General features: G+C 65.4%; 21 protein-coding genes. All 21 read left to right on the top strand.

The genetic code is table 11. From position 1 onward, the window contains the following. The first annotated feature begins 4 nt into the window (after positions 1–4). The 21 genes from rfbA (at position 5) to B551_RS20650 (ending at position 26,773) form a co-directional block, all read left to right on the top strand. Positions 5–883, top strand: coding sequence for a glucose-1-phosphate thymidylyltransferase RfbA (rfbA, locus tag B551_RS20750; RefSeq protein WP_023264931.1), 879 nt, complete (start codon positions 5–7; stop codon positions 881–883). After that, on the top strand, positions 880–1,467 hold the full coding sequence (gene rfbC / locus B551_RS20745; protein ID WP_006575882.1) for a dTDP-4-dehydrorhamnose 3,5-epimerase: 588 nt from the start codon (positions 880–882) through the stop codon (positions 1,465–1,467). Before rfbA ends, rfbC begins: the two co-directional genes overlap by 4 nt. Before the next feature lie 105 nt (positions 1,468–1,572). Further along, positions 1,573–2,988: a mannose-1-phosphate guanylyltransferase/mannose-6-phosphate isomerase gene (locus B551_RS20740; RefSeq protein WP_006575881.1), complete on the top strand. Its 1,416-nt coding sequence runs from the start codon at positions 1,573–1,575 to the stop codon at positions 2,986–2,988. A 1-nt stretch (position 2,989) separates the two neighbouring features. Continuing rightward, a complete protein-coding gene (locus tag B551_RS20735; RefSeq protein WP_006575880.1) occupies positions 2,990–3,820 on the top strand; it encodes an ABC transporter permease in 831 nt (276 codons plus the stop codon). A gap of 1 nt (position 3,821) precedes the next feature. Then, on the top strand, positions 3,822–4,613 hold the full coding sequence (locus B551_RS20730) for an ABC transporter ATP-binding protein (RefSeq protein ID WP_043441848.1): 792 nt from the start codon (positions 3,822–3,824) through the stop codon (positions 4,611–4,613). 128 nt (positions 4,614–4,741) lie between these two features. Then, positions 4,742–6,124 (top strand): phenylacetate--CoA ligase family protein, encoded by a 1,383-nt coding sequence (locus B551_RS20725; protein WP_006575878.1) that lies wholly within the window; start codon positions 4,742–4,744, stop codon positions 6,122–6,124. Next, positions 6,121–7,683, top strand: coding sequence for a polysaccharide deacetylase family protein (locus B551_RS20720; protein WP_023264929.1), 1,563 nt, complete (start codon positions 6,121–6,123; stop codon positions 7,681–7,683). Before B551_RS20725 ends, B551_RS20720 begins: the two co-directional genes overlap by 4 nt. After that, on the top strand, positions 7,680–8,795 hold the full coding sequence (gene wecB / locus B551_RS20715) for a non-hydrolyzing UDP-N-acetylglucosamine 2-epimerase (protein ID WP_043441903.1): 1,116 nt from the start codon (positions 7,680–7,682) through the stop codon (positions 8,793–8,795). Before B551_RS20720 ends, wecB begins: the two co-directional genes overlap by 4 nt. Continuing rightward, positions 8,788–10,044: a glycosyltransferase gene (locus tag B551_RS20710; RefSeq protein ID WP_006575875.1), complete on the top strand. Its 1,257-nt coding sequence runs from the start codon at positions 8,788–8,790 to the stop codon at positions 10,042–10,044. Before wecB ends, B551_RS20710 begins: the two co-directional genes overlap by 8 nt. Further along, a complete protein-coding gene (locus B551_RS20705) occupies positions 10,041–11,033 on the top strand; it encodes a glycosyltransferase (RefSeq protein WP_006575874.1) in 993 nt (330 codons plus the stop codon). The genes B551_RS20710 and B551_RS20705 overlap by 4 nt, the downstream gene beginning before the upstream one ends. Positions 11,034–11,120: 87 nt before the next feature. After that, on the top strand, positions 11,121–12,377 hold the full coding sequence (locus B551_RS20700) for a glycosyltransferase family 4 protein (RefSeq protein WP_052511439.1): 1,257 nt from the start codon (positions 11,121–11,123) through the stop codon (positions 12,375–12,377). Then, complete coding sequence (locus B551_RS20695; RefSeq protein ID WP_023264926.1) at positions 12,374–14,320, top strand: glycosyltransferase family 4 protein; 1,947 nt, start codon at positions 12,374–12,376, stop codon at positions 14,318–14,320. The genes B551_RS20700 and B551_RS20695 overlap by 4 nt, the downstream gene beginning before the upstream one ends. Next, on the top strand, positions 14,317–17,970 hold the full coding sequence (locus B551_RS25255; RefSeq protein WP_006575872.1) for a glycosyltransferase family 4 protein: 3,654 nt from the start codon (positions 14,317–14,319) through the stop codon (positions 17,968–17,970). The genes B551_RS20695 and B551_RS25255 overlap by 4 nt, the downstream gene beginning before the upstream one ends. After that, positions 17,967–19,016 (top strand): glycosyltransferase, encoded by a 1,050-nt coding sequence (locus B551_RS20685; RefSeq protein WP_006575871.1) that lies wholly within the window; start codon positions 17,967–17,969, stop codon positions 19,014–19,016. The genes B551_RS25255 and B551_RS20685 overlap by 4 nt, the downstream gene beginning before the upstream one ends. A gap of 12 nt (positions 19,017–19,028) precedes the next feature. Further along, a complete protein-coding gene (locus tag B551_RS20680; RefSeq protein WP_023264925.1) occupies positions 19,029–19,997 on the top strand; it encodes a glycosyltransferase in 969 nt (322 codons plus the stop codon). Beyond that, the gene (locus tag B551_RS20675) at positions 19,994–20,632 is read left to right on the top strand and encodes a histidine phosphatase family protein (protein WP_023264924.1); all 639 of its coding nucleotides are present in this window, start codon (positions 19,994–19,996) and stop codon (positions 20,630–20,632) included. Before B551_RS20680 ends, B551_RS20675 begins: the two co-directional genes overlap by 4 nt. Then, the gene (locus B551_RS20670; protein ID WP_157072052.1) at positions 20,542–21,651 is read left to right on the top strand and encodes a glycosyltransferase; all 1,110 of its coding nucleotides are present in this window, start codon (positions 20,542–20,544) and stop codon (positions 21,649–21,651) included. The genes B551_RS20675 and B551_RS20670 overlap by 91 nt, the downstream gene beginning before the upstream one ends. A 50-nt stretch (positions 21,652–21,701) precedes the next feature. Continuing rightward, positions 21,702–22,862 (top strand): glycosyltransferase, encoded by a 1,161-nt coding sequence (locus tag B551_RS20665; RefSeq protein WP_043441885.1) that lies wholly within the window; start codon positions 21,702–21,704, stop codon positions 22,860–22,862. A gap of 37 nt (positions 22,863–22,899) precedes the next feature. Beyond that, positions 22,900–23,883 carry an NAD-dependent epimerase/dehydratase family protein gene (locus tag B551_RS20660; protein ID WP_006575865.1) on the top strand — a complete coding sequence of 328 codons (984 nt, stop codon included), beginning with the start codon at positions 22,900–22,902 and terminating at the stop codon, positions 23,881–23,883. After that, on the top strand, positions 23,870–24,853 hold the full coding sequence (locus B551_RS20655; RefSeq protein WP_006575864.1) for an Undecaprenyl-phosphate N-acetylglucosaminyl 1-phosphate transferase: 984 nt from the start codon (positions 23,870–23,872) through the stop codon (positions 24,851–24,853). The genes B551_RS20660 and B551_RS20655 overlap by 14 nt, the downstream gene beginning before the upstream one ends. A 12-nt stretch (positions 24,854–24,865) precedes the next feature. Beyond that, positions 24,866–26,773, top strand: coding sequence for a nucleoside-diphosphate sugar epimerase/dehydratase (locus tag B551_RS20650; protein ID WP_006575863.1), 1,908 nt, complete (start codon positions 24,866–24,868; stop codon positions 26,771–26,773). The last annotated feature ends 6 nt before the right edge of the window (positions 26,774–26,779 follow it).

Below are 26,779 nucleotides of genomic sequence, written 5' to 3'. Positions count from 1 at the left end.
CGCCATGCGCAAGGGCATCATCCTGGCCGGGGGCTCCGGCACTCGCCTTTATCCCATCACCCGCTCGGTGTCGAAGCAGCTGCTGCCTGTCTACGACAAGCCGATGATCTACTATCCCCTGTCGACGCTCATGTTGGCGGGGATTCGTGACATCCTCGTTATATCGACGCCGGAAGATACGCCGCGCTTCGCGGAAATGCTCGGCGATGGCAGCAAATGGGGACTGAATCTGCAATACGCGGTCCAGCCATCGCCAGATGGGCTGGCCCAGGCGTTCCTGATCGGCCGCGATTTCATCGGCAATGATCCTTCGACCCTGATCCTGGGGGACAACATCTTCCACGGCCATGACCTGGTCAGCCAGCTGACGCGAGCGTGCGCGAAGGAAGACGGCGCGACGGTGTTCGCCTATCACGTGCACGATCCCGAACGCTACGGCGTGGTCGAGTTCGACGAGAACTTCCGGGCGATGTCGCTGGAGGAAAAGCCGCTGAAGCCGCGCTCGAACTATGCGGTGACGGGACTCTATTTCTACGACAACCAGGTCTGCGATATCGCGGCCGAGATCAAGCCGTCCGCACGTGGCGAACTCGAGATCACCGACGTCAACAAGCGTTACCTCGCGATGGCGCAACTCGAGGTCGAGATCATGGGCCGCGGCTACGCCTGGCTGGACACCGGCACGCACGATTCGCTGCTGGAGGCTGCCAGCTTCATCGCGACGCTGCAGAGCCGGCAGGGATTGATGGTCGCGTGTCCCGAGGAAATTGCGTTCCGCAATAAATGGATCTCCGCCGATCAGGTTGCCGAACTGGCGCGCCCTCTGTCGAAGAACGGCTATGGCGCCTACCTGATGCAGATCCTGTCGGAGGCCATCAAATGAGCCTGAACGTCATTCGCACCGAAATCCCGGAGGTGTTGATCCTCGAGCCCAAGGTCTTTGGCGATCAACGCGGGTTTTTCTTCGAAAGCTTCAACGCCAGGCAGTTCGCCGAGGCGACGGGCTTGAACCGGGTCTTCGTGCAGGACAACCATTCGCGTTCGGCGCGTGGCGTGCTGCGCGGTCTTCACTATCAGATCCAGCATCCCCAGGGCAAGCTCGTCCGCGTGGTAGCGGGCGAGGTGTTCGATGTGGCGGTGGATATCCGCAAGGGTTCGCCCACCTTCGGCAAGGCGGTCGGCGTCACGCTCTCGGCGGAGAACAAGCGCCAGTTATGGGTGCCCGCAGGCTTTGCGCATGGATTCCTCGTGACGTCCGACCATGCCGAGTTCCTGTACAAGACTACCGATTATTGGTATCCCGAATACGAGCGTAGCTTGTTGTGGAGCGACCCGGCCCTGGGCATCGACTGGCCGACCGACGGGAACCCCATGCTGGCCGCGAAGGACACCGCCGGCAAGCCGCTCGCCGAAGCGGACCTGTTCTCGATGGACGATCCATCGCTGCAGGGGCAGGGGCGCGGCTGACCCGATGCCGGATTCCGACGGGAGTGTGCCTTGCGGCCCAGATCCAACGTCGACATTTGAAACGCAACACCAAGCGCAACGATTGACGCGCATTGTGAGGAACATGTGAGTTTGGTACCCATCATCCTGTGCGGTGGCGCCGGTTCCCGGCTGTGGCCCGTGTCGCGTGAACTGCATCCGAAGCCGTTCATCCGTCTGTCGGATGGTCAGAGCCTGCTGCAGAAAGCATTCTTGCGCGCGGCAGCTCTGCCGGGCGTGGCGGAAATCCTCACGGTCACGAACCGGGAGCTGTTCTTCAAGACGGAGGACGAATTCCGTGCCGTCAATGAACAACATTGCGCTACCTCGTACATCCTCGAGCCGCTCGGCCGGAACACCGCCGCCGCGGTCGCGGCAGCGTCGCTGCGCGTCGCGCAGACCCATGGCGACGATGCCGTGATGCTGGTGCTCGCCGCCGATCATCTGATCGCCGATCAGGACGCGTTCCGCGACGCCGTTCAGCAGGCCGAGGCGCTGGCGCGCGAAGGCCGCATCGTGACCTTCGGTATCCATCCGGAGTCGCCCGAGACCGGCTATGGCTATATCGAGGCCGATGGCAATAAGGTACTGCGTTTCGTCGAAAAGCCATCGCTGGAAAAGGCGCGCGAGTATCTGGCATCGCAGCGGTTCCTGTGGAATTCCGGCATGTTCTGCTTTACCGCGGGCGCCATGCTGCGCGAGCTGAAGGAGCATGCGCCGGATATCCTGCAGGCTACCGAGGCCAGCCTCGCCAGATCGCGCGTCGCCACGGCGAAGGGCTGGGCCCAGGTCGAACTGGAGCAGGAGAGCTTCGCCGCGGTGCCGGAAGACTCGATCGACTACGCCGTGATGGAAAAATGCACGCGGGCCGCGGTGGTGCCGTGCTCCATCGGCTGGAGCGACATCGGCTCCTGGGCCGCGCTGAGCGAACTGTCGAAGGCCGACGACAAGGGCAACCGCGTCGAAGGCGAGGCGCTGTTGCATGACGTCAGCGACTGCTATCTGGTGAGCCGCGACCGGTTGATCGGCGCGGTCGGCGTGGAAGGCCTGATCGTGATCGACACCCCCGATGCACTGCTGATCGCCAACCGGGAACGGGCGCAGGACGTCAAGCACGTGTTCGCCAAGCTCAAGGCGCAAGGCCATGAGGCGCACCGCCTGCATCGGACCGTGCATCGGCCCTGGGGCACCTATACGGTGCTGGAAGAGGGCCCGCGCTTCAAGATCAAGCGTATCGAAGTCAAGCCCGGCGCCAGCCTGAGCCTGCAGATGCATCACCATCGCAGCGAACACTGGATCGTCGTCAGCGGCATGGCGAAGGTCGTCAACGGCGACAAGGAGTTCTTCGTCGCGATCAACGAATCGACCTATATCCCGGCGGGCCACAAGCACCGGCTCGAGAATCCGGGCGTGGTCGATCTGGTCATGATCGAAGTGCAGAGCGGCGAGTATCTCGGCGAGGACGATATCGTCCGCTTCGAGGACATTTACGGACGTGCATGACATGGCGGAAACCGCAGCAGCTGAACACAGCTACGACACCGACGATATCACCCGGCATAGCCATAGCGACGACATGCTGGTGGGCATGCGTGCGTCCCGTATCTGGGGCACGCTGGGCTGGCATGACATCCGCCAGCGCTATCGGCGCTCGGTGATCGGGCCGTTCTGGTTCACGTTGAGCACGGCGATCATGGTGATCGTGCTGGGCGCGCTGTACTCGACGCTGCTGCAGCAGGAAATCTCGGACTATCTGCCGTATCTGGCGATCGGCCTGGTGGTCTGGCAATACCTGGCCTCCGTCGCCAACGAGGGCTGTACCGCGTTCATCGGCTCGGCCTATCTGATCAAGCAGATACGCATCCCGCTGACCGTACATGTATGCCGCATCGCGTGGCGGAATTTCGTCATCCTGCTGCACAGCCTGCCGGTGGTGATCATCCTGATGGTGGGCTTCGGTCACTGGCCGACATGGGAGTTCCTGCTCGTGCCGGTTGGCCTCGCCATGCTGCTGTTGCACGGCATCTGGGTCGGCGTCTCACTGGGCGTGCTGTGCGCCCGCTTCCGCGATATTCCGCCGATCGTGACGAACCTGGTTCAGGTGATTTTCTTCTTCACGCCGGTGATGTGGATGCCGGAGATCCTGAAGGATCGTTCCTGGATTGCCCACATGAACCCGCTGTATCACCTCATTGAAACGATCCGCGCGCCGATTACCGGCAGGCCGATGCTTTGGGAATCGTGGGCCTGGTCGTTCGGGCTGCTGATTCTGGGATTCGCGTTTGCGCAGTATCTGATGAGCCGATACCGCAATCGCGTTCCATACTGGCTGTAACATCGTGACCTCATCCATCGTTGCAAAAGACATCTCCGTCGCCTTTCCGATCTACGAGAACTCGCACCGTTCTCTGAAGAAGGCCGTGCTGAACCTGACCACAGGTGGCCGGATCGGACAGGATGCCGGCAAGCACGCGATCGTGACTGCGCTCGATCGGCTCAGCTTTCGCTTCGCGGATGGTGAGCGGGTCGCACTCGTGGGCCACAACGGCTCCGGCAAGACCACGCTGTTGCGCACGCTGTCGGGCGTCTATGCGCCCGTCAGCGGCGAACTGCATACGCGTGGCAAGATCGCCTCGCTGCTCGACGTGTCGATGGGGCTGGACCCCGACGCGACCGGATTCGAGAACATCTATCTGCGCGGCATTCTCGACGGCCTGCGGCCTGCGCGCATTCGAAGCAAGATCGACGACATCGCCGAGTTCAGCGAACTTGGCGATTACCTGAACCTGCCCGTTCGCACGTACTCGAGCGGAATGATGCTGCGGCTGGCCTTCGCCATCTCGACCAGTGTCGAGGCCGACATCCTGATCATGGACGAATGGCTCAGCGTGGGCGACGCCGACTTCAGCCTGAAGGCTGCCAAGCGCCTGGACGAGCTGGTCGGCAAGGCTTCGATCCTGGTGCTGGCGTCGCATGACCCGAAGCTGGTGGCGCGAGTCTGCAATCGGCAGATCAAGATGGAACACGGCCGGATCGTCTCGGACGAGCCAGTGGTCGCCGCAGCCCCGGCCAAGGAGGAGGCGGCGACAACGGAGGCTGCCGGCCTCGCGGCGAGCTCGGTCGGCTGAGGCGCGTCGGCGGATATCGATAACAAGGACGCCTGCGTACCGACAGGCGCCATGGAAAGCCCAACCCGACCATCGGCGACTTTCCCGAACACAGTGCGGTCAGCCCTATGAGCGACATGACATTTACTATGCGAGCTGATCATCCCCTGCTTCGTTATGGCGAACTCGTTTTTGCTCGCCAGCCGCTGCGCACGCTGAAGGGCGTGGTCGGCGGCTATATCGGCTATCCGATCGCCGAACGGCGGGAGCGCCGCAGCGTCACGCCGAAGGTGGCGGAGCTCCGCCGCTACTACGCCAAGCCGATTGCCGAACGGCGCCGTATCGCGCAAAAGCGGCTTGGAGACATCCTGGCCTTCGCCGGCATCCATGTGCCGTACTATCGCGACCTGTTCCGCCAGGTCGGCTTCGATCCACAGCGTGCGGCCGAGGATCCGCGTCGACTGGAGGTCCTGCCTTACCTGACCAAGGACATCATCCGCGAGCAAGGCGAACGCCTGCTCTCGCGCCCGCTGGCCGAACTGCGGCACCACGCGTGCAAGACGGGCGGCTCGACCGGGCTGTCCTGCACCATCTACTACGATCAGGAAGCGGCCGATTATTCGTCGGCCGTCACGCGCTATGCGCGCGAGCGCATCGGCAAGTCGGGCCATCGATCGGAACTGCATTTCGCCTGTCGCTTTCCCGATATGGCGGTCCCGCAGTGGCCGTCCCGTGAAGACTTCAAATGCTTCGTCAATAACCGAAGCAATATCTTCTTCGACCGCATCGACGATGTCGGCCTGGAAGAGATCTGGCGTACCCTGCAGCGCCGCCGGCCGTATCTGGTCCATGCGCATCCATCGACCATCTACGCGTTGGCCTGCTATGTGCAACGTCGGTACGGCGGCGGAAAGACCTTCGAAGTGTTCGAGTCCAGTGGTGAACTGCTCGAGCCTCACGCCAGGAAGACCATTGCGGCCGCCTTGCAGTGCCGGGTGGTCGACCGCTACGGTCTGGCCGAACTTGGCGTGATGGCCTACGAGCTCGACGGCGAACAGGGCGGCTTCCAGGTATTGGAGTCGGAGGGATGGCCGGAGTCGCGCACGGTCGAGAACAATGCGGACGGTGCGCACGAACTGGTGTTCACCGGTTTCCGCAACCGGCTGATGCCGCTGGTGCGCTATGCCACCGGCGACCTGGCTCGGGTCGAGGAACGTCCGACCGGCTTCTATCTGACCGATGTGGTCGGCCGCATCCACGACGTCGTGCCGATCAATGGCGTCGATCATCCGACCCACCATATCCAGGACATGCTGGACCACCGGGTCGGCGGGATCCAGGAATTCCAGATCGATCTGCGTACTTCGCCGCCGACGCTCCGTATCGTGCTCGAACCGTGGGCCAGTGCGGACGACACCATGGCCAAGCTCAAGGCGTTCTGGGGCGATGCCTTCACCGTGGCGTTTGTCGGCCATGACGACTTCGTGCGGGTTGGATCCCGTGCCAAGTTCCGGCATGTGGTGACTGGATGATCGGCGTCGCCTTTCCCTATTCCGCGCGGGCTGCCGGGCAACTGGTGCTCGCGGCCGTGCGCCGTTCGGTCAGCGCGTCGCAAGCGGCGGCGTTGTCGCGGGGCGCGCTGGCGTCGGTCTCGACGCTGGTAGCGGTCGATATGCCGGATGCCTGGACGGATGACCTGATCGCATGGCTCTCTCGGGGAAGGCGCAAGCTGATCGTGTTTGGCCGTATCTCCGACGTGCTGGCACGCCATCTGGGCTGGCAACCGTCCGCGCTGCCGGACGAGCTCGAGCCGGCCAGCCGCAGCGTGGCGGCACCGCGTTATGGCATGGCGGCGAGCCGTGCCGCGGTGCGCTATAACGGCGCTGCCGCGGCGCTGGGTTTGCCGGCATGGCACCGACCGTTCGAGCGCTTCGATTTTGCCGACGAGTGGAACAACCTCGGCTACGGTGCGATCCGCGCGGACGGTTCATGCTGGAGCATCGCGGTCGGCATGGATACCGGCGCCGACGAACTGGCCGCGATCGACGTCGATGGCCAGCGCCAGGGCAGCTATGCCGCGCTGGCACGGCGCGACGAAGCCAGCGTGCTGTGGTTCAACCGTGCCGCCGGCCCATGCGATTCCTGGGAATGGCGCATCGTCGAGCAGTTCCTGTCGGCGCACGGGGCGGAGACGCTTCCCTGCCATCCCGTGCTGTCCGAAGTGCCATGGGGCCATGACGCCGCCATTACGTCGCGGCTGGATTGCGACGAAGACGTCGAGTCTGCACGCCCTTTGTGGGACGCTTACCGCGAGGCCGGCGTGCCGTTTTCCCTGGCGGTTCACACCAGCACGCTGGAGGACGAGCGCCAGCACGGGCTGCTGCGCGAACTGGTCGCCCAGGGCGGTGCCGTGCTGTCGCATACCGCGACGCACGCCCCGCAATGGGGCGGCAGTTACGAAGCGGCGCTGCACGAAGGCTGGGCCTCGGCGCACCGTCTGCACGCGGTGACCGGCCGCGAGGTCCGCTATGCGGTCTCGCCGTTTCACCAGACTCCGCACTACGCCCTGCAGGCATTGGCCGATCTCGGCTATGCCGGCTGCATCGGCGGCATCATCCGCAACGACCCCGAATTCGTTCTTGCGCGCGGCGGCGAGCTGCCCGATCTGCCGGCGGGCTTTGTCGGCCACAGCCAGCAATGCATGCTGCACGGGGACTGCTTGCTGGCGGAAGGGGATCCGCTGGCCGTTTATCGTGAAGCCTTCGACCGTGCGCATGCAACCGGCACGCTGTTTGGCTATCTCGATCATCCCTTTTCCGCCCGCTATGCCTATGGCTGGGCCGATGAAGCGGCCCGCATCGACGCCCATCGACAATTGATCGCACATATCCGCACGCGGGCACAGTCGCCGCTCTTCCTGCACGAGGAGGCGGCAATGGATTTTCTGCAATATCGCGCGCGGGCGTCGGTGCGCGAGCAAGAGGGCGCCTATCGTGTCGCCGTGCCGGTCGGCGCATCGAACGGACTGCAACTCGCGGTCGAGTATCACGGCCGCCGGATGTGCGCGACCGGATGGGAGGCAGCGCGATGAAAGTCATGGTCGTGATGGGCACCCGTCCCGAGGTGATCAAGCTCGCGCCTGTCGTCGCGGCCCTGCGCGAAGCGGTCGACGTCACGGTCTGCAGCAGCGGTCAGCACCGCGAAATGCTCGAACAGGCGATGTCGTATTTCGCGCTGTCGCCGGATATCGGCCTCGATTGCATGCGACCAGGCCAATCGCTGAACGGTCTGGCATCGCGCCTGCTGGCGGAGCTGGACGAGGCAATCGCCGCTCAACGGCCCGACTGGGTGCTGGTGCAGGGCGATACCACCACGGCCTTTTGCGCGGGCCTCGCGGCGTTCCATCGCGGCGTACGCGTCGGGCACGTCGAGGCCGGCCTGCGCACTGGCGATCTGGCCAGTCCCTTTCCCGAGGAAGCCAACCGCAGCCTGCTGGGCCGCATCGCCGCGCGCAACTTTGCGCCGACCCGATCGGCCCGCGCCAACCTGCTGAACGAGGGCGTCCGCGCCGATACGATCGTCACGACCGGCAACACCGTCGTGGACGCCATCGAAATGGTGCGCGCCGGCTGGGCGGGCCATGCACCGGAGCTGCCCCCCGAACTGCGCCATGGCGGTCCGCAGGTCCTGGTCACGTGCCATCGGCGCGAAAACTTCGGCGACGTGATGCTCGGTATCTGCACCGCACTGCGCGAACTGTGCGGCCGCTATCCCCACCATCGCTGGATCTTCCCCGTGCACCTGAATCCGGCGGTGCGCGAGCCGGTGTTGCGTGAACTGGGCGGCGTTCCGAATCTGTCGCTGGTGGAGCCGGTCGACTATCCGACCAGTCTCTATCTGATCAGCCGCAGCGACCTGGTCGTCAGCGATTCGGGCGGCATCCAGGAAGAGGCGCCGACCTTCGGCGTGCCGGTGGTCGTGATGCGCAGCCATACCGAGCGGCGTGAAGGCGTCGATGCCGGCTTTGCGACGCTGGCGGGCCAGGATCCGCGGTCGATTTGCGCGGCGGTTGCGGACTGGCTCGATGCCCCGCAGCGTGTCGTCGCGTTGCGCGATCGCGCCAATCCGTATGGCGACGGTCGCGCGTCGGCGCGTGTGGTCGCGAGCCTGCTTGATCGGCCGATGGAGGACTTCGGTGGCTGAGGCGATCGACAGGTCCGAAACGGCGAGCGCCCGTCAATCCGCGCCGGCGATAACCGGCGCGGAAGCGGGCGATTGCGTGTTGTTCTCGACCGCCGATTGGGACGAGCCTTACTGGACCAACAAGCAGCATATGACCTGCGAGCTGGCCGGACTCGGCTGGCGGGTCTTGTATATCGAGAGCGTGGGCCTGCGCAGGCCCCGCATGGCGAGCGGACGAGACTGGAAGCGCCTGTGGCGACGGCTCTGGCGTGGCGTGCAGTCCGTGGTGATCGGTCCACCACGGCGCCGCGACAATATCTGGGTGCTGTCGCCGCTGATCGTGCCGGCGAAGCATCATTGGCCTGTCGTTCGCTGGATCAATCAGGCCCTGCTGCGACATGCCCTGGGGCGATTCCTGCGGGCCAGGCGTTTCGCGCAGCCGCTGGTGTGGACCTACCACCCATACATGCAGAACGCGATCGCCGACATGCCGCGCGGTCCACTGGTCTATCACTGTGTCGACGATCTGTCGGCGGTGCCGGGTGTCGACGTGGCGGCGTTCGATGCCGCCGAGCGCAGCTTGCTACAGGCATGCGACCTGGTCTTCGTCACCGCGCGCGCGCTCGAGGAGCGTTGCCGCCCGTTCAATCCGAACACGTATTTTCTGCCCAATGTCGCGGACGATCGCCACTTCGGCAAGGCGCTGGCCGCCGGACCGGTGCCCGACGATCTCGCTGCCATTCCGACGCCGCGTCTCGTTTATCACGGCGTGCTGTCCGACTTCAAGGTCGACTTCGCGCTGCTGCTGGAGGTCGCGCGTCGGCGTCCGGATTGGCACTGGGTGCTGATCGGCGAGCAGCGCGAGGGGCAACAGAGCCAGCTGGTGGATGCACTGGCGGCCTTGCCGAACGTGCATCTGCTCGGCTACCGCAGCTATGCGCAATTGCCCGACTACCTGCGCGGCATGCAGGTCGGCCTGCTGCCGACACTGATCAACGATTACACCAGATCGATGTTTCCAATGAAGTTCTTCGAATACCTGGGGGCCGGCTTGCCGGTAGTGTCGACCCCGCTGGCATTCGCCGAAAGCGGGCCGGCGGGCCTGGAAATCGGCGCCGATGCGGACGCGTTCGAGGCGGCGATCGAGCGTCAGCTGCGGCGCGGACGGTTGAGCGAGGAGGAGGCCCGGCGCTTCGTCGGCGACAACACTTGGCGGGCCCGCACCGCGCGCATGCTCGGACGCGTCCGTACGTTGGAGGCCAGACCATGAAGGTGATGTTCGCCACGTATCCGATGGCGTTCCATACGCCGGGCGGCGGGGAGATCCAGCTGCTGGCCTATCGCAAGCATCTGCCCGCGCATGGCGTCGACGTTTCGCTGTTCGACCAATGGGCGCCGCGTTTTCTCGAGCACGATGTGGTGCACTTCTTCTCGTGCATTGGCGGCTCGGTGCACTTCTGCCATTTCGTCAAGCAGTTGGGGTTGCCGCTGGTCGTGTCGACCAGCCTGTGGATCACCGAAGGGACCCGGCACCTGTACCCGGTGGACGAGATTCGTGCCCAGCTTGCGCTTGCGGACCGGGCCGTCACCAACTCGGATATCGAGAGCGACATGCTGGCCAGCGTGCTGGACCTGCCGCGCTCGAAGTTCGCCACCGTCTACAACGGCATCGACGAGTTCTTCCTGCAGAAGGTCGGCCCGGAAGGGTTTCGGCAACGCTTCGGTATCGACGGTCCATTCGTGTTGAACGTCGGCAATATCGAGCCGCGCAAGAACCAACTGGCGCTGGTGCGCGCGATGAAGCGGCTGCCGCAGTGCAGACTGGTCCTGATCGGTCATCAGCGCGATCCGGGATATGCGCGCCAGGTGCTGGAGGAGGGCGGCGCGCAGGTCAGTTACCTGGGACCGATGCCGCACGACGAAACGCTGCTGTCCGCGTACACCGCATGCGAACTGTTCGCGTTGCCCAGTACGTTGGAGACGCCCGGCCTTGCGGCGCTGGAGGCGGCGGCGCAGGGTGCGCCGCTGTTGCTGACGCGGGAGGGTTCGTGCCAGGAGTATTTTGGTGACCGTGCCGTGTACGTGGACCCGGCCTCGGTGGACGCAATCGCCGACGCCATCAGCGCGATGCTGTCGAACGGCGGGCGCGCGGGCGCGCGGGAACAGGCGGACGCCGCGGCGTCCTCGTTCCGGCCGGAGGGGTTTACCTGGTCGTCCACGACGGCGGCGCTGCGCGATGTCTACCGGCAGCTGATCTAGCCTCATGACGACCGACGCAGCAGATACGTCGCAGACGCGCCGCAGATACGCCGCAGAAACACAGAACGGCCATACGCCATTAGAACGATGATGAAACCCAGTTTCGCTTCCATCCCGCAGAGCAGCGCCAGGCCGCGCGTGCTGATGGTCACCCATGTGATGCCGTACCCGCCCGCGGCGGGTAACGAGATCCGCATCTACAAGATGCTGTCGTGGTTCCGGCACAAGGGATATGCGGTGACGCTCGTGCTGAAGCCGCTGGGCGACACCGAGGTCACCAATCAATGCATCGTTGGCCTGCGCGAGGTCGTCGACGCGTTGCATGTGTTCGACAATCGGATCGTGCTGCCGCGGCCCGGAGGCACCATGGCCAAGCCGGTGCAGGTCGATACCGATTTTGCAGACGCCGAGCTGTCCCGCATCCAGGACGGCTTCTGCCCCGACTGGTTTGCCGCCGAAGTGGCGCCCATCGTGGCCGCGGTCCGTCCGGACGTGGTGATCGCCCAATACGTGTTCATGAGCCGTATTCTCGAACTGCCGGAATGCGGGGATGCGCTGAAGATCATCGACGCCCATGATCTGTTTTGCCGCAAGCAAAAGACGGTGGAACAGTACGGGATCAAGAACTACACCCTGAGCCTGACCGAGGCGCAGGAAAGCGCCTTGCTCCGCCGCGCCGACATCGTGCTGGCGATCCAGAAGGCCGAGCAGGACGAGCTCCGGCAACTGGTGCCGGAAGTCGAGGCGCTGCTGACGTCGTTCGATCTGGACATCCATCATGGCGATTCCGCCGCGGTGGTGGCGGACCAGGTGCTGATCGTTGCATCGAGCAACGAATTCAACGTCAAGGGAACGCAGGACTTCCTTGACTATACGTGGCCGCTGGTGCGTGCCGCGCGTCCCGGCGCGCGCCTGCGGGTGATCGGCAAGGTGTGCCAGTTCGTGCATTGCGACGATCCGACCGTATCGCTGCTTGGATTTGTCGAGAGTCTCGAGGCGGAATATGAGCAGGCTGCGGTCGTGGTGAATCCCTGCCGCGTCGGTACCGGCCTGAAGATCAAGACCATCGAGGCGCTGGCGTGGGGCAAGGCGCATGTCGCCTGGCCTTCCGCGGCGGACGGACTTCGTGAGCTCGGCGACGTGCCGGCGGTGATCGTCCACGACGCGGTGGCGTTTGCGCGCGAGATCGTGGCCCTGCTGGCGCGGGAGCCCGAGCGCATCGCGCTGCAGCAGTCCGCTCACGCCTTCATCGAACAACATTTCGGTTCCGAAAGCGTTTATTCGGCGCTGACCGGCCGGATCGACGCATGCCGCAACCACGACATCGAACAGGTGCCCGCTTGACCAGCAAGATCGCCATCGTCATTACCTTGCCCGAGGCTGCCCAGCCCGGGAAGCAGGCTATCGCCTGCCTGAGCGCGCTGGCCGCTGCGTCGCTGCGGCAGCTCGTCGGGCGCGTCCATGTCTTCGTGCCCGCCGGCGCGGCGCCGATCTCGGACGACCCGATGATCGATACGATCCCGGTGCGGGACGCCGGCGATTACATCGCACGGTTGAACCGCGTCGTGCATCCGCTGGCGGAAGCCGGCACGCCGGTGCTGTTCACCGCGCCAGAGTACGAGTTCGACGGGGAGGCGGTCGCGCAGCTGCTGGAGGCGCTGTCCGCGGATCCGCTGTATGGGTTTGCCGTGCCGCGCACCAATATCGGCGGTTCGGCGCCGGTTCCGCGCCAGGGCGGAGACGAGGCGCTGACCGGCCGCGAACCGCTCGCGCCGTTTCTGCAATCGTTGCCGTCGCGCTGGGGCGGGGGCATCGTCACGGGCGCGCCCGTGCTCGTGCGGGGCGACATGCTGTACCACTTCGGCCGGCTCGACGGCAAGGACCAGGGGCTGGGCGATGCGCTGGGGCGGCTGTTCATCCGTGCCAACCGCCGCGGCTACAGCGCCGTGGTCTGCAATCGCGCGTTGTTCTTTGCCGCCGAGTCGGGGCCCTATCCGGGCGCGGCGCAGCCGCCGTCGATCGAACGGGCGGCCGACTATGCGCGCGCCATTTCGCGCCGTGCGGAGTTTCCGGAGCAGCGCTGGGAGGCGCTGCTGTGGCAACGGCTCAAGCCGAAGGCAATGCGTACGGTCCTGTTCGACATCCGCAATCTCGCTCCCGGCTACAACGGCACCGCGCAACACATCCTTTCGCTGCTTGACCCGATCGTCAGGCTCGCCGACAGCTTGTCGGTGACTCCGCGTTTCTGGGTGCTTCCGGAGGCCGCGCAGTTCCATGGGCTCGACCGCACCATGCCGGACGCCCTGATCCACACGATGCCCGACGATGCCATGTTCGATGCGGCGATCCGTCTGTCGCAACCGTGGAGCTTCAGCGAACTGCGCGACCAGGCGCGTCGCTCGACCGTGAATCTGTATCTGATCATGGACGCCATCGCCTGGGACTGCCATTACATCCGCATGCCGCATATCGATGGCGTATGGCGCGCGGCCGCCAGCTATGCCGATGGCTTCGTCTTCAACAGCGGCTATACCCGCAATGCGTTCCACGAGCGCTTTCCGGCGTCGCGCGAAGTGCCGAGCGCCATCTCGTACTGCTCGCTGGATCCCGCTGAATACTACGCACCGCCAACGGTGGGAGACGGACCGGAAGGCGAGCCCTATGTGCTGGTGGTCGGCAACCAGTACTACCACAAGGGCCTGCACGAAGCGGTGCGCGTGCTCGCCGCTGGCTTTCCGGAGGCGCGGATCCGCGTTCTCGGCGAAGTGGGCGAGCAGTACCCCAACGTCGAGCAGCTGCCTTCTGGCATGTTGTCCAACGAAGCGGTCGATACGCTGTTCCGCGAATGCGCCTGCCTGGTGTTCCCGTCGTTCTATGAAGGGTTCGGTCTTCCCGTGCTGAAGGCGCTGTCGTTCGGCAAGCCGGTGATCGCGCGGCAAAGCCAGCTGATCGACGAGATCCGCTCGCGCGTCAGTCCGGTCGACGGCATCGTGCCGTTCTCGCGGCGGACCGAATTGCTGCAGGCGGTCAGCGAGGTGCTGGAGCGCAAGGAACACTGGCGGAATTGCCAGACCCAAACGCAACGGCCCGCCCAGGTCTTCGGTTGGGAGGCGGCTGCGCGCGAAGTGCTGTCGCTGGTGGACGCATCGCTGCGCGACGCGGATGCCGGGCGCTGCCTGCAGCGGCTGGAGTTCTTCTATCGGATCGACCAATTCGACGTGGAGCGCGCGGGATGGGCCAACGCGGCGCAGAACAAGGTCATCTTCGAAGTGGAGATGGAAGAATGAAGCTGCTTACCTTGTTCGTCCGCTACGGCGATGCCGACTACCAGGGCGCATTCAAGCGGCTGTGCCAGCTTTACCAGCGCATCGAAGGGCTCGACTATGATGCCGTCCTAATCGACACGGCGCTGCCCACGGACCTGACGGTGAACCTTGGTCCGAACATCGTCATGATCGGCGGCGACAACTCGCGCCGCGAATTCAGCGGCTGGGACACCGCGCTGGCGCGCTTTCCCGCCTTGCTGGATGGTTACGACCTCGTCCATATCGTGACGTCCGCCTTCGAGAACGAGTACAACGGCTTCTATCCGTACATCAATCGGCAGATGTTCGACTATGCGGCAAGCCACGACGATGTCGTGCTCGCGCATATCGATGCCTATCCCGACGCGGTGCGGCAGTTCGGGCGCAGTTTCCAGACGTGGGGTTGTTCCAAGTTCCTGATCGCGGTCCCCGAGCGGATCCGCAAGCTCGGCAGCTTCGTCGGCCGGTTTGGCCCGGAGGCGCTGTTCGCGCCTTCGTCCGACCGCCCCTTCCGCGAAGACGCGCCGTTGTCGGCAAACTACCAGTCCTATCTGCTGGAATGGCTGACCGGAGACGGCCTGCCGCACGGCAAGTGGCATTCGGTGTTCGAGCTATCGCCGCAGAACCTGCAGCGCTTCCAGGCGAAGGCAATCTCGATTCTCGACGAACATGCACTGTCGATGCGGCTGCGCGAAACCGGCGCTCGCATTGTCGACTACACGTGGCTGCATTCTCGCGGGCTCGAGCAGGATGTTGGCAGCATCCCGGATGAAATCCAGCAGGTGCAGGAACGCAACCGATATCTGTTCGACAATCCCATCGTCGACCGTGGCCTCGATCTTTCCGACCATCGGCATCATCGGAGCCTGTCGACGCTGTTCCAGCGCCGGCAGAAGAGCGAGACGCCGTTCGGTCGCACTCCGGTGCTCGAGGCGTTGTGGCTCGGCAACCGTGTGCTGCGATCCCAGTTCGATCTCGACGATCCGCTGCACTGCGCCGCCATCCATCTGAACCAGGGCGTCGCGATCGATGGCGAGCAGCGCGACTGGCTGGCGCGCCCCGATTCCACGCTGCCGCAGGACTGCTGGCTGCCGCTGACGCGCGGCCTGCATGCCATCTATCTCGCCCGTGACGATCTGCGTGCTTCGTTCGATCTGGCCACCCGCGGCGGCAGGCACGGCCTGGTGTCATGGTGGCTGCTGGAAGGCCTGCGCGATGCGCGCTACGTCGGCTTCATGCGCGACGACATGTACGCGCGCGTCGATGAAACCGTGGTGCAGGACCAGCCATTGCCCATCACCTGCGGCTTGCACGCGATATGCGAGGCTCGCGACGATTTGCGCGAGCAGGCCGACCTGTCGACCGAGGCCGGGCGGCGTACGCTGCTTTCCTGGTGGATGCTCGAAGGCATTCACGATCCTTCGCTGCGGACATGCATGCCGGCGGCCCTATACGCGGAAGTGTCCACGCAGGTCGACCAGGATGCCGCCATTCCGCTGACACGCGGTTTGCTGGCGCTCAGGGTGGCGCGGCAGGATTTGCGGGGCATGGATACCGCCACGCGCGAGGGGCGTGAGCGGCTGGCGTCGTGGTGGGTGCTGGACGGCCGCCACGAATCCCAGCCCGTCTGCATCGTGCGGCCTGAAGAGTATGCGGCGGTTGACCCGGCGATCGTGCAGGACGCATTGCTGCCCATCACCAAGGGTCTGCATGCCGTCTGCAAGGCGCGCACGGATCTGCGCGACCAGATCGATCTGGCCACGCCTGAAGGCAGGGGCAAGCTGGTCCAGTGGTGGATCCGCGAGGGCGCCGGAACGCCGGCGTTCGACGGCTTCCTGCCGATCGCCTTCTATCACGAGCTGGCTCGCGATATCGCACAGGATGCACCGCTGCCGATTACGCGCGGCATGCAGGCCCTGCACGCCGCCCGGGACGACCTGCGCGAATTCGCCGATCTGGCGAGCAGGGAAGGGCGCGCGGCTTTTGTCTCGTGGTGGATTCGCGAGGTGCCGGGCAATGCGTTCCTTGCCCAGTTGATCTCCCGCGACCAGTTGCAGCAGCCCGACACCGCGGTGACGCAGGACCAGCAGGTTCCCATTACGCGGGCGATGCGAGCCCTGTACACAGCTCTGGCCGGCGGGCCTGACACCGACAAGATCTTGTCGAAGGCAGAGGGCCGCGGTGAACTGGTGGCATGGTGGAGCGAGCTGTTGCTGCGCGGCGCGGTTCCCCGCGCGCTGCTGCCCACCGACGCAACACTGGGCATCTCCGACCCGACGCAGCCCGGCAACGAACGCGACGTGGTGCATCCGCTGGCCGCGGCCGCCTATGCCCAACGGTCCGATCTGCGTGATGCGTTCGACATGGGCACGGCCGAAGGCCGTCTGGCGCTGAACTTGTGGCTGTTCAACTTCGGCAAGTACGAACTGCGCCTGCATATCGAGGATGAAGAGTCGCAGACGCATGAAATTCGGCCTGCGCAGCAGGCCGCGGCAACCGGCAAGTTCCTGCGCGGCGGCGTCAATATCGTGGGCTTCGGGCGCGGCGAGCTGGGCATCGGCGAGGACGTCAGGATGGCATCGCTCGCGCTGCGCCATGTCGACATGGACCTGTGCGTCCCTGCTATCCCGCTCGCGATCGGGGCGCGCCAGCAGGATCTGTCGCTGCGTGCCTATGAGGTCGACGCGCCGCTGTACAACACCAATCTCGTGTTTCTGCCTCATTACGAGACGATCCGGCTGCTGGGCGCCACCGGCGAGAAAATGTTCGGCGACCGCTACAACATTGGCTGCTGGCAGTGGGAGTTGCCTGCCTACCCTCGCGGCATGGAGCTGGCGCTCGAACTCGTCGACGAAATCTGGTCGAGCACGCGCTTTACTGCCGAGGCAATGCGCGGCGCCACCGACAAGCCTGTGCTGGTGATGCCGATGGCGGTCGCGCTGCCGCCGTTGAGCCGCGCCTACACCAGGACGGACTTCGGCCTGCCGGAAGACGCGTTCGTCTTCCTCAATATCCTGGACGGTAATTCCAGCGTCCATCGCAAAAATCCGCTGGCGGTCATCAAGGCGTTCCAGCGGGCGTTCCCCCCGGGTACGCCCGGTGTTCACCTGCTGTTCAAGACGATGAACATGGGGAATGCGCCGGGCCAATGGGCCGATGTGCTGGCGCTGTGCCGCGACGATCCGCGTGTCTCGATCATCTCCGAGGCCATTGCGCGCGAGGCGGTGATCGGGCTGCAATCGGTCTGCGACTGCTTCGTGTCGCTGCATCGTGCCGAAGGCTTTGGCCGCAATATCGCAGAGGCGATGCTGCTGGAGAAGCCGGTGATCGCATCGGCGTTCTCGGGCAATACGGACTTCACCAACGACACCACCGCGTTCATGGTCGGCGGCGAAGCCATTGCAGTTGGCGCCGGCGAGTATGCATTCGCGGAGGGGCAGCATTGGTGGGATGCCGACGTCGAATCGGCGGCGTCGCAGATGCGGCGCTGCGTCGAGGACGAGGGCGAGCGCCGGCAGCGTGCGCTGGCAGGCAAGCACTTCGTGCTGGCCCACTATTCGCCGGAAGCGGTGGGGCGCAACTATCTCGAACGGCTGCAGCAATTGAACGCAGCGGGCAAGGAGGGCGCATGACGCTATTCATCGCTGCACCGGACATCCACGTCGGGGACGCCGTGGGCAACCACTGCCTCGGTATCGCCCGCGCCGCCGAGCGGCTGGGCATACCGGCGCGCGCCTGCGCGAAACACTTCACGGGCGACGTGGAACCGCTGGATACGCTGTTCGAGCAAATCCAGCCGCAGGATACGCTGCTGGTCAGCTATTCGATCTACGATCCGATGCTCGAGCGGCTGCTCGCGCTGGGAAATCGCAAGCTGTGCTATTTCCATGGCGTGACCGAGCCGGAGCTGCTGCGCGAATTCGAGCCCGTCACCGCGGATCTGTGCGCACGCTCGCTGGAGCAGTATCCGCTGCTGCGCCAGTTCGATCTGGTAATGGCCAATTCCCGGCTGACCGCGGCATCGCTGTCACCGCATCTGCGGACCGACGAGATTCTGGTAATTCCGCCGGTATGGCCGGATATGCCGCTGTTCCGGCGTATCCCCGCCGGACAGGCCGACCCCACCGGCCCATTGACGCTGCTCGTGGTGGGACGGGTCGTTCCGCACAAGCGGGTCGAGGATGCCATCGAGATCCTCGCTCTGGTTCGAGAAGCCGGTGTCGACGCGAAGCTCGAAATCGTCGGCAGCGCGCCCAACGGCGTCTATCTCGCTTTCCTGCGCGAGCGCGCGGCGCAATGCGGCGTGGCCGAGCACGTCGACATCACCGGCATGATCGACGACGAAAGCCTGTTCGCGCGCTTCGACCGCGCCGGCGCCTTGCTGTCCGTCAGCCAGCACGAAGGGTTCTGCGTGCCCGTGCTCGAGGCCATGCACCTGGGCGTGCCGACCTTCGTGCGCTCCGGCACGGCGGCGAGCGAGGTCGGCGCCGATGCCACGGTCTCGTTCGACCGCCTGGACGACGCGCCCACGGCGATCCTGCAGATGCATCGCGATCCGGGGCGCCGTACCGCCATGATCGAAGCGGGCAAGCGGCGCGCGGCGGCGGTGCTGGCGCAGGCCGACGACAAGGCCCTCGCCGCGGTGCTGTCGGTGCCGCGCCAGGCCAACAACTTCTAGCTGGATATCATCTTGTCCGATCCTCGTGTATTGATCACCACCTACCACCAGGCGTTTCTGGTGCGTGGCGGCGGCGAGTACGAAATCTTCTCGGTGGCCGACAGCCTGAAGCAGCGCGGTCTGATCGTCGACATCTATGGCCCTTATTCCAGGGACATGGACAACTACGATGTCGTGCTGCATTTTTCGGTGCACGGAGGCGGTATCGAGTTGCTGCAGGAATTGAAGGCGACCGGCAAGCCGGTGGCACTGTGGCCCAACCTGTGGGTTCGGGACATCGGCAACGCGCCGGTCGATCTGGTCAATCGGCATGTCGATCTCGCCGATGCGGTGATCTTCAAGTCGGACGCAGAGCTTGCGCACTTCCGCGAGCGCTTCCGGCTGCCTGCCGAGAAGGAGCACCGCGTCACGGTCGGCGCCGACGCCGCCTACATCAAGCGGGCACCACAGGGCCTGTTCCGCAGCCTGTATGGTCTGGATCGCTACGCGATCTGGTTCGGCGTGATCGAGCCGAACAAGAACCAGCTGGCGGCGATTCGCGTGCTGCGCGAAAAGGGCATCCCGTTGGTGCTGGTCGGGCGTAGCCGCGAGGAAGCGTACTTTCGCCAATGCAGAGAGGCCGGCGGCGACAACGTGCTGTTCATCAAGGGGCTGCCGCAGAAATCCGAAATCGTCCGCAGCGCGCTGCAGGAAGCCCTGTTCTATATCGAGGTTTCGCATGAGCCGCCGGGGTTGTCCGCCATCGAGGCAGGCTTGTCCGGCTGCCGTCTGCTGTTGAGCGATTCTCCCTGGTCGCGCGAGCACTTCGGCGATCATGCGGTCTATGCCGATCCCGCCAGCGACGACGCCATCGCCGCTGCTGTCGATCAGGTACTGGCGCTTCCCGCCGATACCACGTCGCTGGTCGATGACATGCGCCGCTTCTGCCTTCCCGGTGCGATCAATCCTCTGATCGACATCCTGCGGAGCATTGCCAGATGATGCTCTATCTGGTCCGCCATGGCCGTTCCGTGGCCAACGATGCCGGGCTGGTGACCGGCACCACTGCCGACGAGCTCGATGCCATCGGCCTCGCGCAAGTCGAGCGGATGGCGGCGTGGTTCTCGCGTGCCGGCATTGTCGCCGATCGCTACGTGACGAGCCAATGGCGCCGCGCCCAGCAGACCGCGCGCGGGCTCGTGCCCGGCGTGGAGTGGGAGGTCGACTCCCGGCTGGGCGAGACCGACGCCGGCGAGGTGGCCGACTGGCAGCTTGCCCGCTTTGTTGCGCAATGGCCGGACTTTTATGCCGATCCGGGCAATCGCTATCCGGGCGGCGAGTCGCATCTCGCGCTGAACGAGCGCGTGCTGGCCTGGCTCGATGAACAATTGGCGCGGCCGGTCGACGCCCTGATGGTGGTGGCCCATTCGGGCCCGATTTCTTGCATCCTGCAGCATATCCACGGCGTGGGGATGGAGCGCTTTCCGGCCTTCCTGCCGGCCCATGCCAGCCTGTCGGCGATCGAAATGGTGCGCGGCGACGATGCATGGCACGGCCGACTGCTCGGATTCGCGCTGGGCCCGCTGGAAAACCTGCCGGTCTCGATCCATGGGGCGCGGGGGAGGGCGGCATCGTGAAAGTCGTCGCCTTGCATCGCGAGTCGCATGTGGCACAAGGCGTGCCGTCGTTGTCCGTCGCGGCCCGGATCACCGAGGTGCTGGAGTACATGGAGTCGCGCGGCCAGCTGGTCTTCACGGCGATTTCCGAGAACGACGAAGCGGCGCGCAACGGCGTCAATTGGGCCGACGTGCTGATCCTGAGCAAGCACAGCTCTCAGCGCGCGCTGGACCTCGTCCGCCATGCCCGAGCCCGGGGCGTGCGCGTCATCTACGACATCGACGACTGGATCTTTTCCTTTCCGAGCTATAGCGGCGCCCAGGCGCATAACAGCAAGGTCGCCCTGATCCGCGACATTCTCGCCCTGTGCGACGTCGTGACGGTGGCGAACCCCGTCCTGCTCGACAAGGTCCGGCCCTATGTGCCGGAACCTGTGCTGGTGCCGAACGGCATGTGGGTGGAGAAATATGCAGCGGGCGTGGTCGAAGAAGCGATGCCGCCGCGCATCGTCTTCACCAACGCGGACTTCCTGAAGATGCAGAGCGCGAAAGACATGCTGCTGACGGCGCTTCAGGTCTTTTTCCTGCGTCACCCGGACTACGCGCTGGACTTCTATGGCGACCCCTTTCCGGAGATGTTCTCATTGCCGTTCCTGCATTTCACCAACCGGATGCCGTATGCCGACTATATGCGCGCGCTGGTTTCGGGCCGCTACCAGTTCGCGATCACCCCGCTGGGCGGCAGCGAGGACGTGGAGGCGGCCGAGTTCAATGCCTGCAAGAACCCCTTCAAGTATCTGAACTACGGTACCGCGCGCGTGCCGGGCATCTACTCGTCGGCACCGATTTACCAGGGTTGCGTGATGCCGGAACGCACGGGGCTGCTGGTCGGCAACGACTTCCAGGAGTGGGTGGACGCCCTCGAGCGCCTTGCCGGCGACCGCGCGCTTCGGCACCGGATCCGCGATGCGGCGTTTGACGACGTGATGCGCAGCCACCACGTGGAGGCGAGCGCCGCCGCGCTCGCCGCGGTGCTATGAGGCCAGCGATGATGGGCGCCTCCATCCCGGCAAAGGGCGAGCGTCGACCGCTGCGGGTGCTGCACGTGTATCGGACCTATTTCCCGGACCCCCCGGGGGGGCTTCAGGAAGCCATCCGGCAGATCGCGCTCGGTTGCCAGCCGTACGGCGTCGAGAGCCGCGTCTTCACGCTCTCGCCGACCCCCACGCCATCGGAGATCGCTCTCCCGGAAGGGACGGTGCTGCGCAGCCGCTCCTGGGCGGCGCCGGCGTCTTGCGATCTCGGCGGGATCGGGTCCGTGCTGCGCTATCGGCGGGCCGCCGACTGGGCCGATGTGGTGAATTTTCATTTTCCCTGGCCGTTCGGGGACGTCCTTCATCTGCTCGGCGGCAGCAGCCGTCCCGCGGTGATGACGTACCACTCCGATATCGTGCGCCAACGCATGTTGGGCCAGGTTTACGGCCCTCTGATGCGCCGCACGTTGCGCGCGATGGATGCGGTGGTCGCGACATCGCCGGCCTATGCCCGGACCAGCGAGGTGCTGAAAGCCAATGTTGTACCGCAGCGGCTGCGCGTCATTCCACTCGGCATGGCCGATCTTGCCGAAACGGCGCCGACTGCCGGCGAGGCGGAATCGCTGCTGCAGCGTTTCGGCCTGGGCGGACGGCCGTTCCTGCTCGCGCTGGGCGTGCTGCGCTACTACAAGGGGCTGCATTCTCTGATCGAAGCGGCGCCGGCCATCGCTGGCGATATCGTCATTGCCGGGTCCGGTCCGGAGATGGAGCGGCTTCGCGCGCTGGCAGCGCAGAAGGGTGCCACCAACGTCCTCTTTGCCGGCCAGGTCTCCGATGCGGAAAAGGCCGCGCTGCTGCGTGGCTGCCGCGCGCTCGTGCTGGCTTCGCAATTGCGGTCGGAGGCATTCGGCATGGTACTGGTGGAGGCATCGATGTTCGCCAGGCCGATGGTCTCCTGCGAGATCGGCACCGGCACGTCCTATGTCAATGCCGATGGCGTGACGGGTTTCGTGGTGCCGCCGGAATCGCCTGCCGAACTCGCGGCGGCCGCTTCCCGCTTGCTCGATGACGGCGCGCTTGCCGAACGGATGGGCCGCGCCGCGCGCGCGCGCTATGAGCAGCTGTTCTCCGGCGCGGCACTGGGGCAAGCGTACAGCGATCTCTATCAAGAGGTCGTGGCGGCTTGCGCGGCGGGCCGGTCCACGCAACGGGCCTAACGCGGCTCTACGCAAGGACGGCAATCATGGAGGCGCGATGGAACATGTTCTGTTGACCGGCTCTGGCGGATTCGTCGGCGCGGCGTTGTTGCGTGCGCTGGAAGCCGTCCACGTGCAAACGACCTGTGTGGTCCGCGGTGGCACAGGGCGGCCGGCGGCGCAGCGGCACGAGCTCGTCGTGGCGGACGACTTCGCCGATATCGAGTCGGCATGGCCGGACTCGCTGCGGCCGGATTGCGTCATCCATCTGGCGGCACGGGTCCATGTCATGCGCGATCGTGCGCCCGATCCGCTTGCCGCCTTCCGCGCGACCAACGTCGAAGGCACGCTGCGTGTGGCCCGTGCCGCGGCGCGGGCGGGGGCAAGGCGCTTCATCTATGTCAGCAGCATCAAGGCGGTGGCCGAGATCGATCCCGGGCGTCCGCTGCGCGAGAGCGATACGCCGGCGCCGGCCGATCCCTATGGGATATCGAAGCGGGAAGCGGAGCAAGCGCTGGCCGAGCTGTGCCGGGATCACGGAATGGAATGGACCGTCGTGCGTCCGCCGCTGGTCTACGGCCCGGGGGTCAGTGCGAACTTCCGCAGCCTGCTTGGCGCGGTGGCGCGCGGCGTACCGCTCCCGCTGGCATACGCCAATGCGCCGCGCAGCCTGGTCGCCGTCGACAATCTGGCCGATGCGCTGCTGGCCTGTGCGCGTCACCCCGCCGCCGCCGGCAAGATCTTCCATGTGTCCGATGGCGAAGACGTCACGGTGGCGCAACTGGCGCGGCTGATGGGCGACGCGCTGGACCGGCCCGCCCGCCTGGTGCCGATGCCGTTGGCACTGTTGAAGCTGGCGGGGGCGCTGACGGGCCGGCGCGATGCCGTCGCCCGGCTGGTCGAGCCACTGAGGGTCGACAGCACCAGGATCGTCGGCGAACTGGGCTGGCGCCCGCCACTGACGCTGCGCGAGGCACTGAAGCAGACGGCGGACTGGTATCGGCAACGAACCGGGGGCGAGATCGCGCATGCCGTTCGCTAGTCTCCTGCTGCCTCCCGCGGCGCTCGCCTTCGTCGCCAACGCGGCACTGCTCTATCTGTTGCTTCGTACCGGCCTTGCATGGCGGCTGGCCCTTGACGTGCCGAACGCGCGCTCGCTGCATCAGCGTCCGACGCCGCGGGTCGGGGGCGTCGGCGTGACGCTGGTCAGCGCGATATCGATCGCCGTGTTCGCGCCCGCGTTGAGCGCACTGGCGGGGCTCGCGCTGGCGCTCGGCATGCTGTCGCTGGCCGATGATCGATGGGGCATGCCGGCGCGCTACCGCTTCGCCGCGCATTTGGCCGCCGCCGCCGCCTTGCTGTGGCTGCTGCCGCTGCCGTCCGGGCTCTGGATGCTAGCGCCGGTGCTGGTGGTTGCCGTCGTGTGGGCGGTGAACCTGTACAACTTCATGGACGGAGCGGATGGCCTGGCCGGGGGCATGGCCGTCATCGGCTTTGGCGCCTACGCCGTTTGCGCCGGTCCCGCACATGCCGACCTGGCCGTCGCCTCGATCACCGTGGCCGCCGCCGCCGCAGGGTTTCTGGTCTTCAACTATCCGCCGGCGCGCATGTTTCTCGGCGACGCAGGCTCGGTGCCGCTCGGCTTCCTGGCCGCGGCACTTGGTTACTGGGGCTGGCAGGAACAGGCCTGGCCGTTCTGGTTTCCCGCGTTCGTGTTCGGTCCGTTCGTCGCCGATGCGACCGTCACCTTGTTGCGGCGGCTGCTCAATGGAGAGCGCTTCTGGGAAGCCCATCGGACGCACTACTATCAACGGATGGTGCAGATGTCCGCTGGCCATCGCAGCGTGGTGCTGCGGTGGTATGTCCTGATGCTGGTCGGTACAATTCTGGCCGTCATGTCGGTCGACATGCCCGGCTGGAAAGCAGGTGCGGTGATGGTGACATGGGGATTGCTGCTGATCGGTCTTGGCCTGACGATCGATCGTCGCTGGCGTCAATTCAAGTCCGGTTAGATTTACCGAGAGATGTCCAAGATGCCGATTCTCAAAGCCTCACGCGTGGGTGCGCGCTGGTTGTCGCTGGCCGCATTCGCCTTCGATGTCGGATCCGTGGCCGTCGCGTGGCTTCTGTGCTACGTGATCCGTTTCAATGGCATGCCGCCGGACGATTTCCGCGAAAGCGGATTGTTGGCGATCGCGTGGGTCGTGCCGGTGTACGCGGTGATGTTCCGCGTATTCGGCCTGTATCTCGGCATGTGGGTGTTTGCCAGCCTGCCGGATCTGTTCCGCATCGCCAAGGCGATCATCGCCGGTGCCATTGTCGTGACAGTCGCTTCCACGATGCTGCAGCCGTCGCCGCCGATTCCGCGATCAGTGCTGCTGCTGATGCCGGTGATGCTGTTCTTCATCATGGGCGGAAGCCGGGCCGCGTATCGCGCCACCAAGGAGTTCTACCGTTACGGTGGCTTGATCGGCCAAGGCAAGCCGGTGTTGCTGCTGGGGGCCGGGGAGGCCGGCGCCAGCCTGGCCCGGGAGTTGCGCCGATCGCCGCAATGGCGGCTGGTCGGCCTGCTCGATGACGACGAGCGCAAGCTCGGGCGGGAGATCCATGGCTACAAGGTGCTCGGCCGCATCAGCGATCTGAAGGAAGTGTCGGAGCGCCACAAGATCGAGCACGTGATCATCGCGATGCCGTCGGCCCCCGCTCCGATTCATCGGCGCGTGGCGCGCCTGTGCGTACGCGCCAACGTCCGTGCGCTGGTGCTGCCGGCGCTGACGCCGCTGACCCAGGGCCAGCCGTTCATGTCGCGCGTGCGGCAGATCGACCTGGAGGACCTGCTGGGCCGCGAAGAGGTGACCATCGACACGCCGCACATCGCGCAGTTGCTCGAGGGCAGGGCCGTCATGGTCACCGGCGCGGGAGGTTCGATCGGGTCGGAATTGTGCCGTCAGATTGCACGGTTCCATCCGGCTACCCTGATCGCCTACGAGATCTCCGAGTTCGCCAGTTATCGGCTGGCGGAGGAATTGCGCGAGCACTTCCCGCGGCTCAATGTGATTTCAGTGGTCGGGGACGTCAAGGACACGCTTCTGCTGGAGCAGACGATGCGGCGCTTCGCGCCCTACATCGTCTATCACGCTGCCGCGTACAAGCATGTTCCGATGATGGAGGAGCTCAACACCTGGCAGGCGGTGCGAAACAACACGCTGGGCACCTACCGGGTGGCGCGCGCGGCCATCGATCACGGCGTCCGGCGCTTTGTGCTGATTTCCACGGACAAGGCCGTCAATCCGACCAACGTGATGGGTGCCTCCAAGCGCCTTGCGGAAATGGTTTGCCAGGCCCTGCAGCAGACGACCGCGACCACCCAGCTGGAAACCGTTCGTTTCGGCAACGTGCTCGGCAGCGCCGGCAGCGTGATTCCGAAATTCCAGCAGCAAATTGCGCGCGGCGGTCCCGTTACCGTCACGCACCCGGAAATCATCCGTTATTTCATGACGATTCCGGAGGCGGCCCAGCTGGTGCTGCAGGCGTCCAGCATGGGCGAGGGCGGGGAGATCTTCCTGCTCGACATGGGGCAACCGGTCAAGATCGCCGATCTGGCCCGCGACCTGATTCGCTTGTATGGCTTCGACGAGAACCAGATCCGGATCGTCTATACGGGCCTGCGGCCCGGCGAGAAGCTGTACGAAGAGTTGCTGATGGACGACGAGACCACGCGGCCGACGCCGCACGACAAGCTGCGGATCGCCCGGGCGCGCGAGGTGCCGGAGCATCTTCTCAGCGAGGTGCTGCCATGGCTGATGCAACGGCGCATCCCGTCCGACGACGAGGTGCGGCGCGACCTGCGCCGCTGGATCGTCGAATACACGCCGAGTGTGCGGCCGACACTGCAGCCGGTGCCCGAGCGGGCCTGGTCACGGACGGGCTGAACGCGC

Origin of the sequence: Cupriavidus sp. HPC(L) (assembly GCF_000307735.3) — a bacterium.
Lineage (GTDB): Bacteria > Pseudomonadota > Gammaproteobacteria > Burkholderiales > Burkholderiaceae > Cupriavidus.
The sequence above is the reverse complement of the archived record's forward strand: the minus strand, read 5'-3'. Positions and strand labels throughout refer to the sequence as shown.

Excerpts from the sequence above, each read along its gene's own strand:
- rfbA (WP_023264931.1), top strand. The coding sequence starts at position 5 with ATGCGCAAGGGCATCATCCTGGCCGGGGGCTCCGGCACTCGCCTTTAT.
- rfbC (WP_006575882.1), top strand. The coding sequence starts at position 880 with ATGAGCCTGAACGTCATTCGCACCGAAATCCCGGAGGTGTTGATCCTC.
- B551_RS20735 (WP_006575880.1), top strand. The coding sequence starts at position 2,990 with ATGGCGGAAACCGCAGCAGCTGAACACAGCTACGACACCGACGATATC.
- B551_RS20725 (WP_006575878.1), top strand. The coding sequence starts at position 4,742 with ATGCGAGCTGATCATCCCCTGCTTCGTTATGGCGAACTCGTTTTTGCT.
- B551_RS20720 (WP_023264929.1), top strand. The coding sequence starts at position 6,121 with ATGATCGGCGTCGCCTTTCCCTATTCCGCGCGGGCTGCCGGGCAACTG.
- wecB (WP_043441903.1), top strand. The coding sequence starts at position 7,680 with ATGAAAGTCATGGTCGTGATGGGCACCCGTCCCGAGGTGATCAAGCTC.
- B551_RS20705 (WP_006575874.1), top strand. The coding sequence starts at position 10,041 with ATGAAGGTGATGTTCGCCACGTATCCGATGGCGTTCCATACGCCGGGC.
- B551_RS20700 (WP_052511439.1), top strand. The coding sequence starts at position 11,121 with ATGATGAAACCCAGTTTCGCTTCCATCCCGCAGAGCAGCGCCAGGCCG.
- B551_RS25255 (WP_006575872.1), top strand. The coding sequence starts at position 14,317 with ATGAAGCTGCTTACCTTGTTCGTCCGCTACGGCGATGCCGACTACCAG.
- B551_RS20685 (WP_006575871.1), top strand. The coding sequence starts at position 17,967 with ATGACGCTATTCATCGCTGCACCGGACATCCACGTCGGGGACGCCGTG.
- B551_RS20675 (WP_023264924.1), top strand. The coding sequence starts at position 19,994 with ATGATGCTCTATCTGGTCCGCCATGGCCGTTCCGTGGCCAACGATGCC.
- B551_RS20670 (WP_157072052.1), top strand. The coding sequence starts at position 20,542 with ATGGCACGGCCGACTGCTCGGATTCGCGCTGGGCCCGCTGGAAAACCT.
- B551_RS20660 (WP_006575865.1), top strand. The coding sequence starts at position 22,900 with ATGGAACATGTTCTGTTGACCGGCTCTGGCGGATTCGTCGGCGCGGCG.
- B551_RS20655 (WP_006575864.1), top strand. The coding sequence starts at position 23,870 with ATGCCGTTCGCTAGTCTCCTGCTGCCTCCCGCGGCGCTCGCCTTCGTC.
- B551_RS20650 (WP_006575863.1), top strand. The coding sequence starts at position 24,866 with ATGTCCAAGATGCCGATTCTCAAAGCCTCACGCGTGGGTGCGCGCTGG.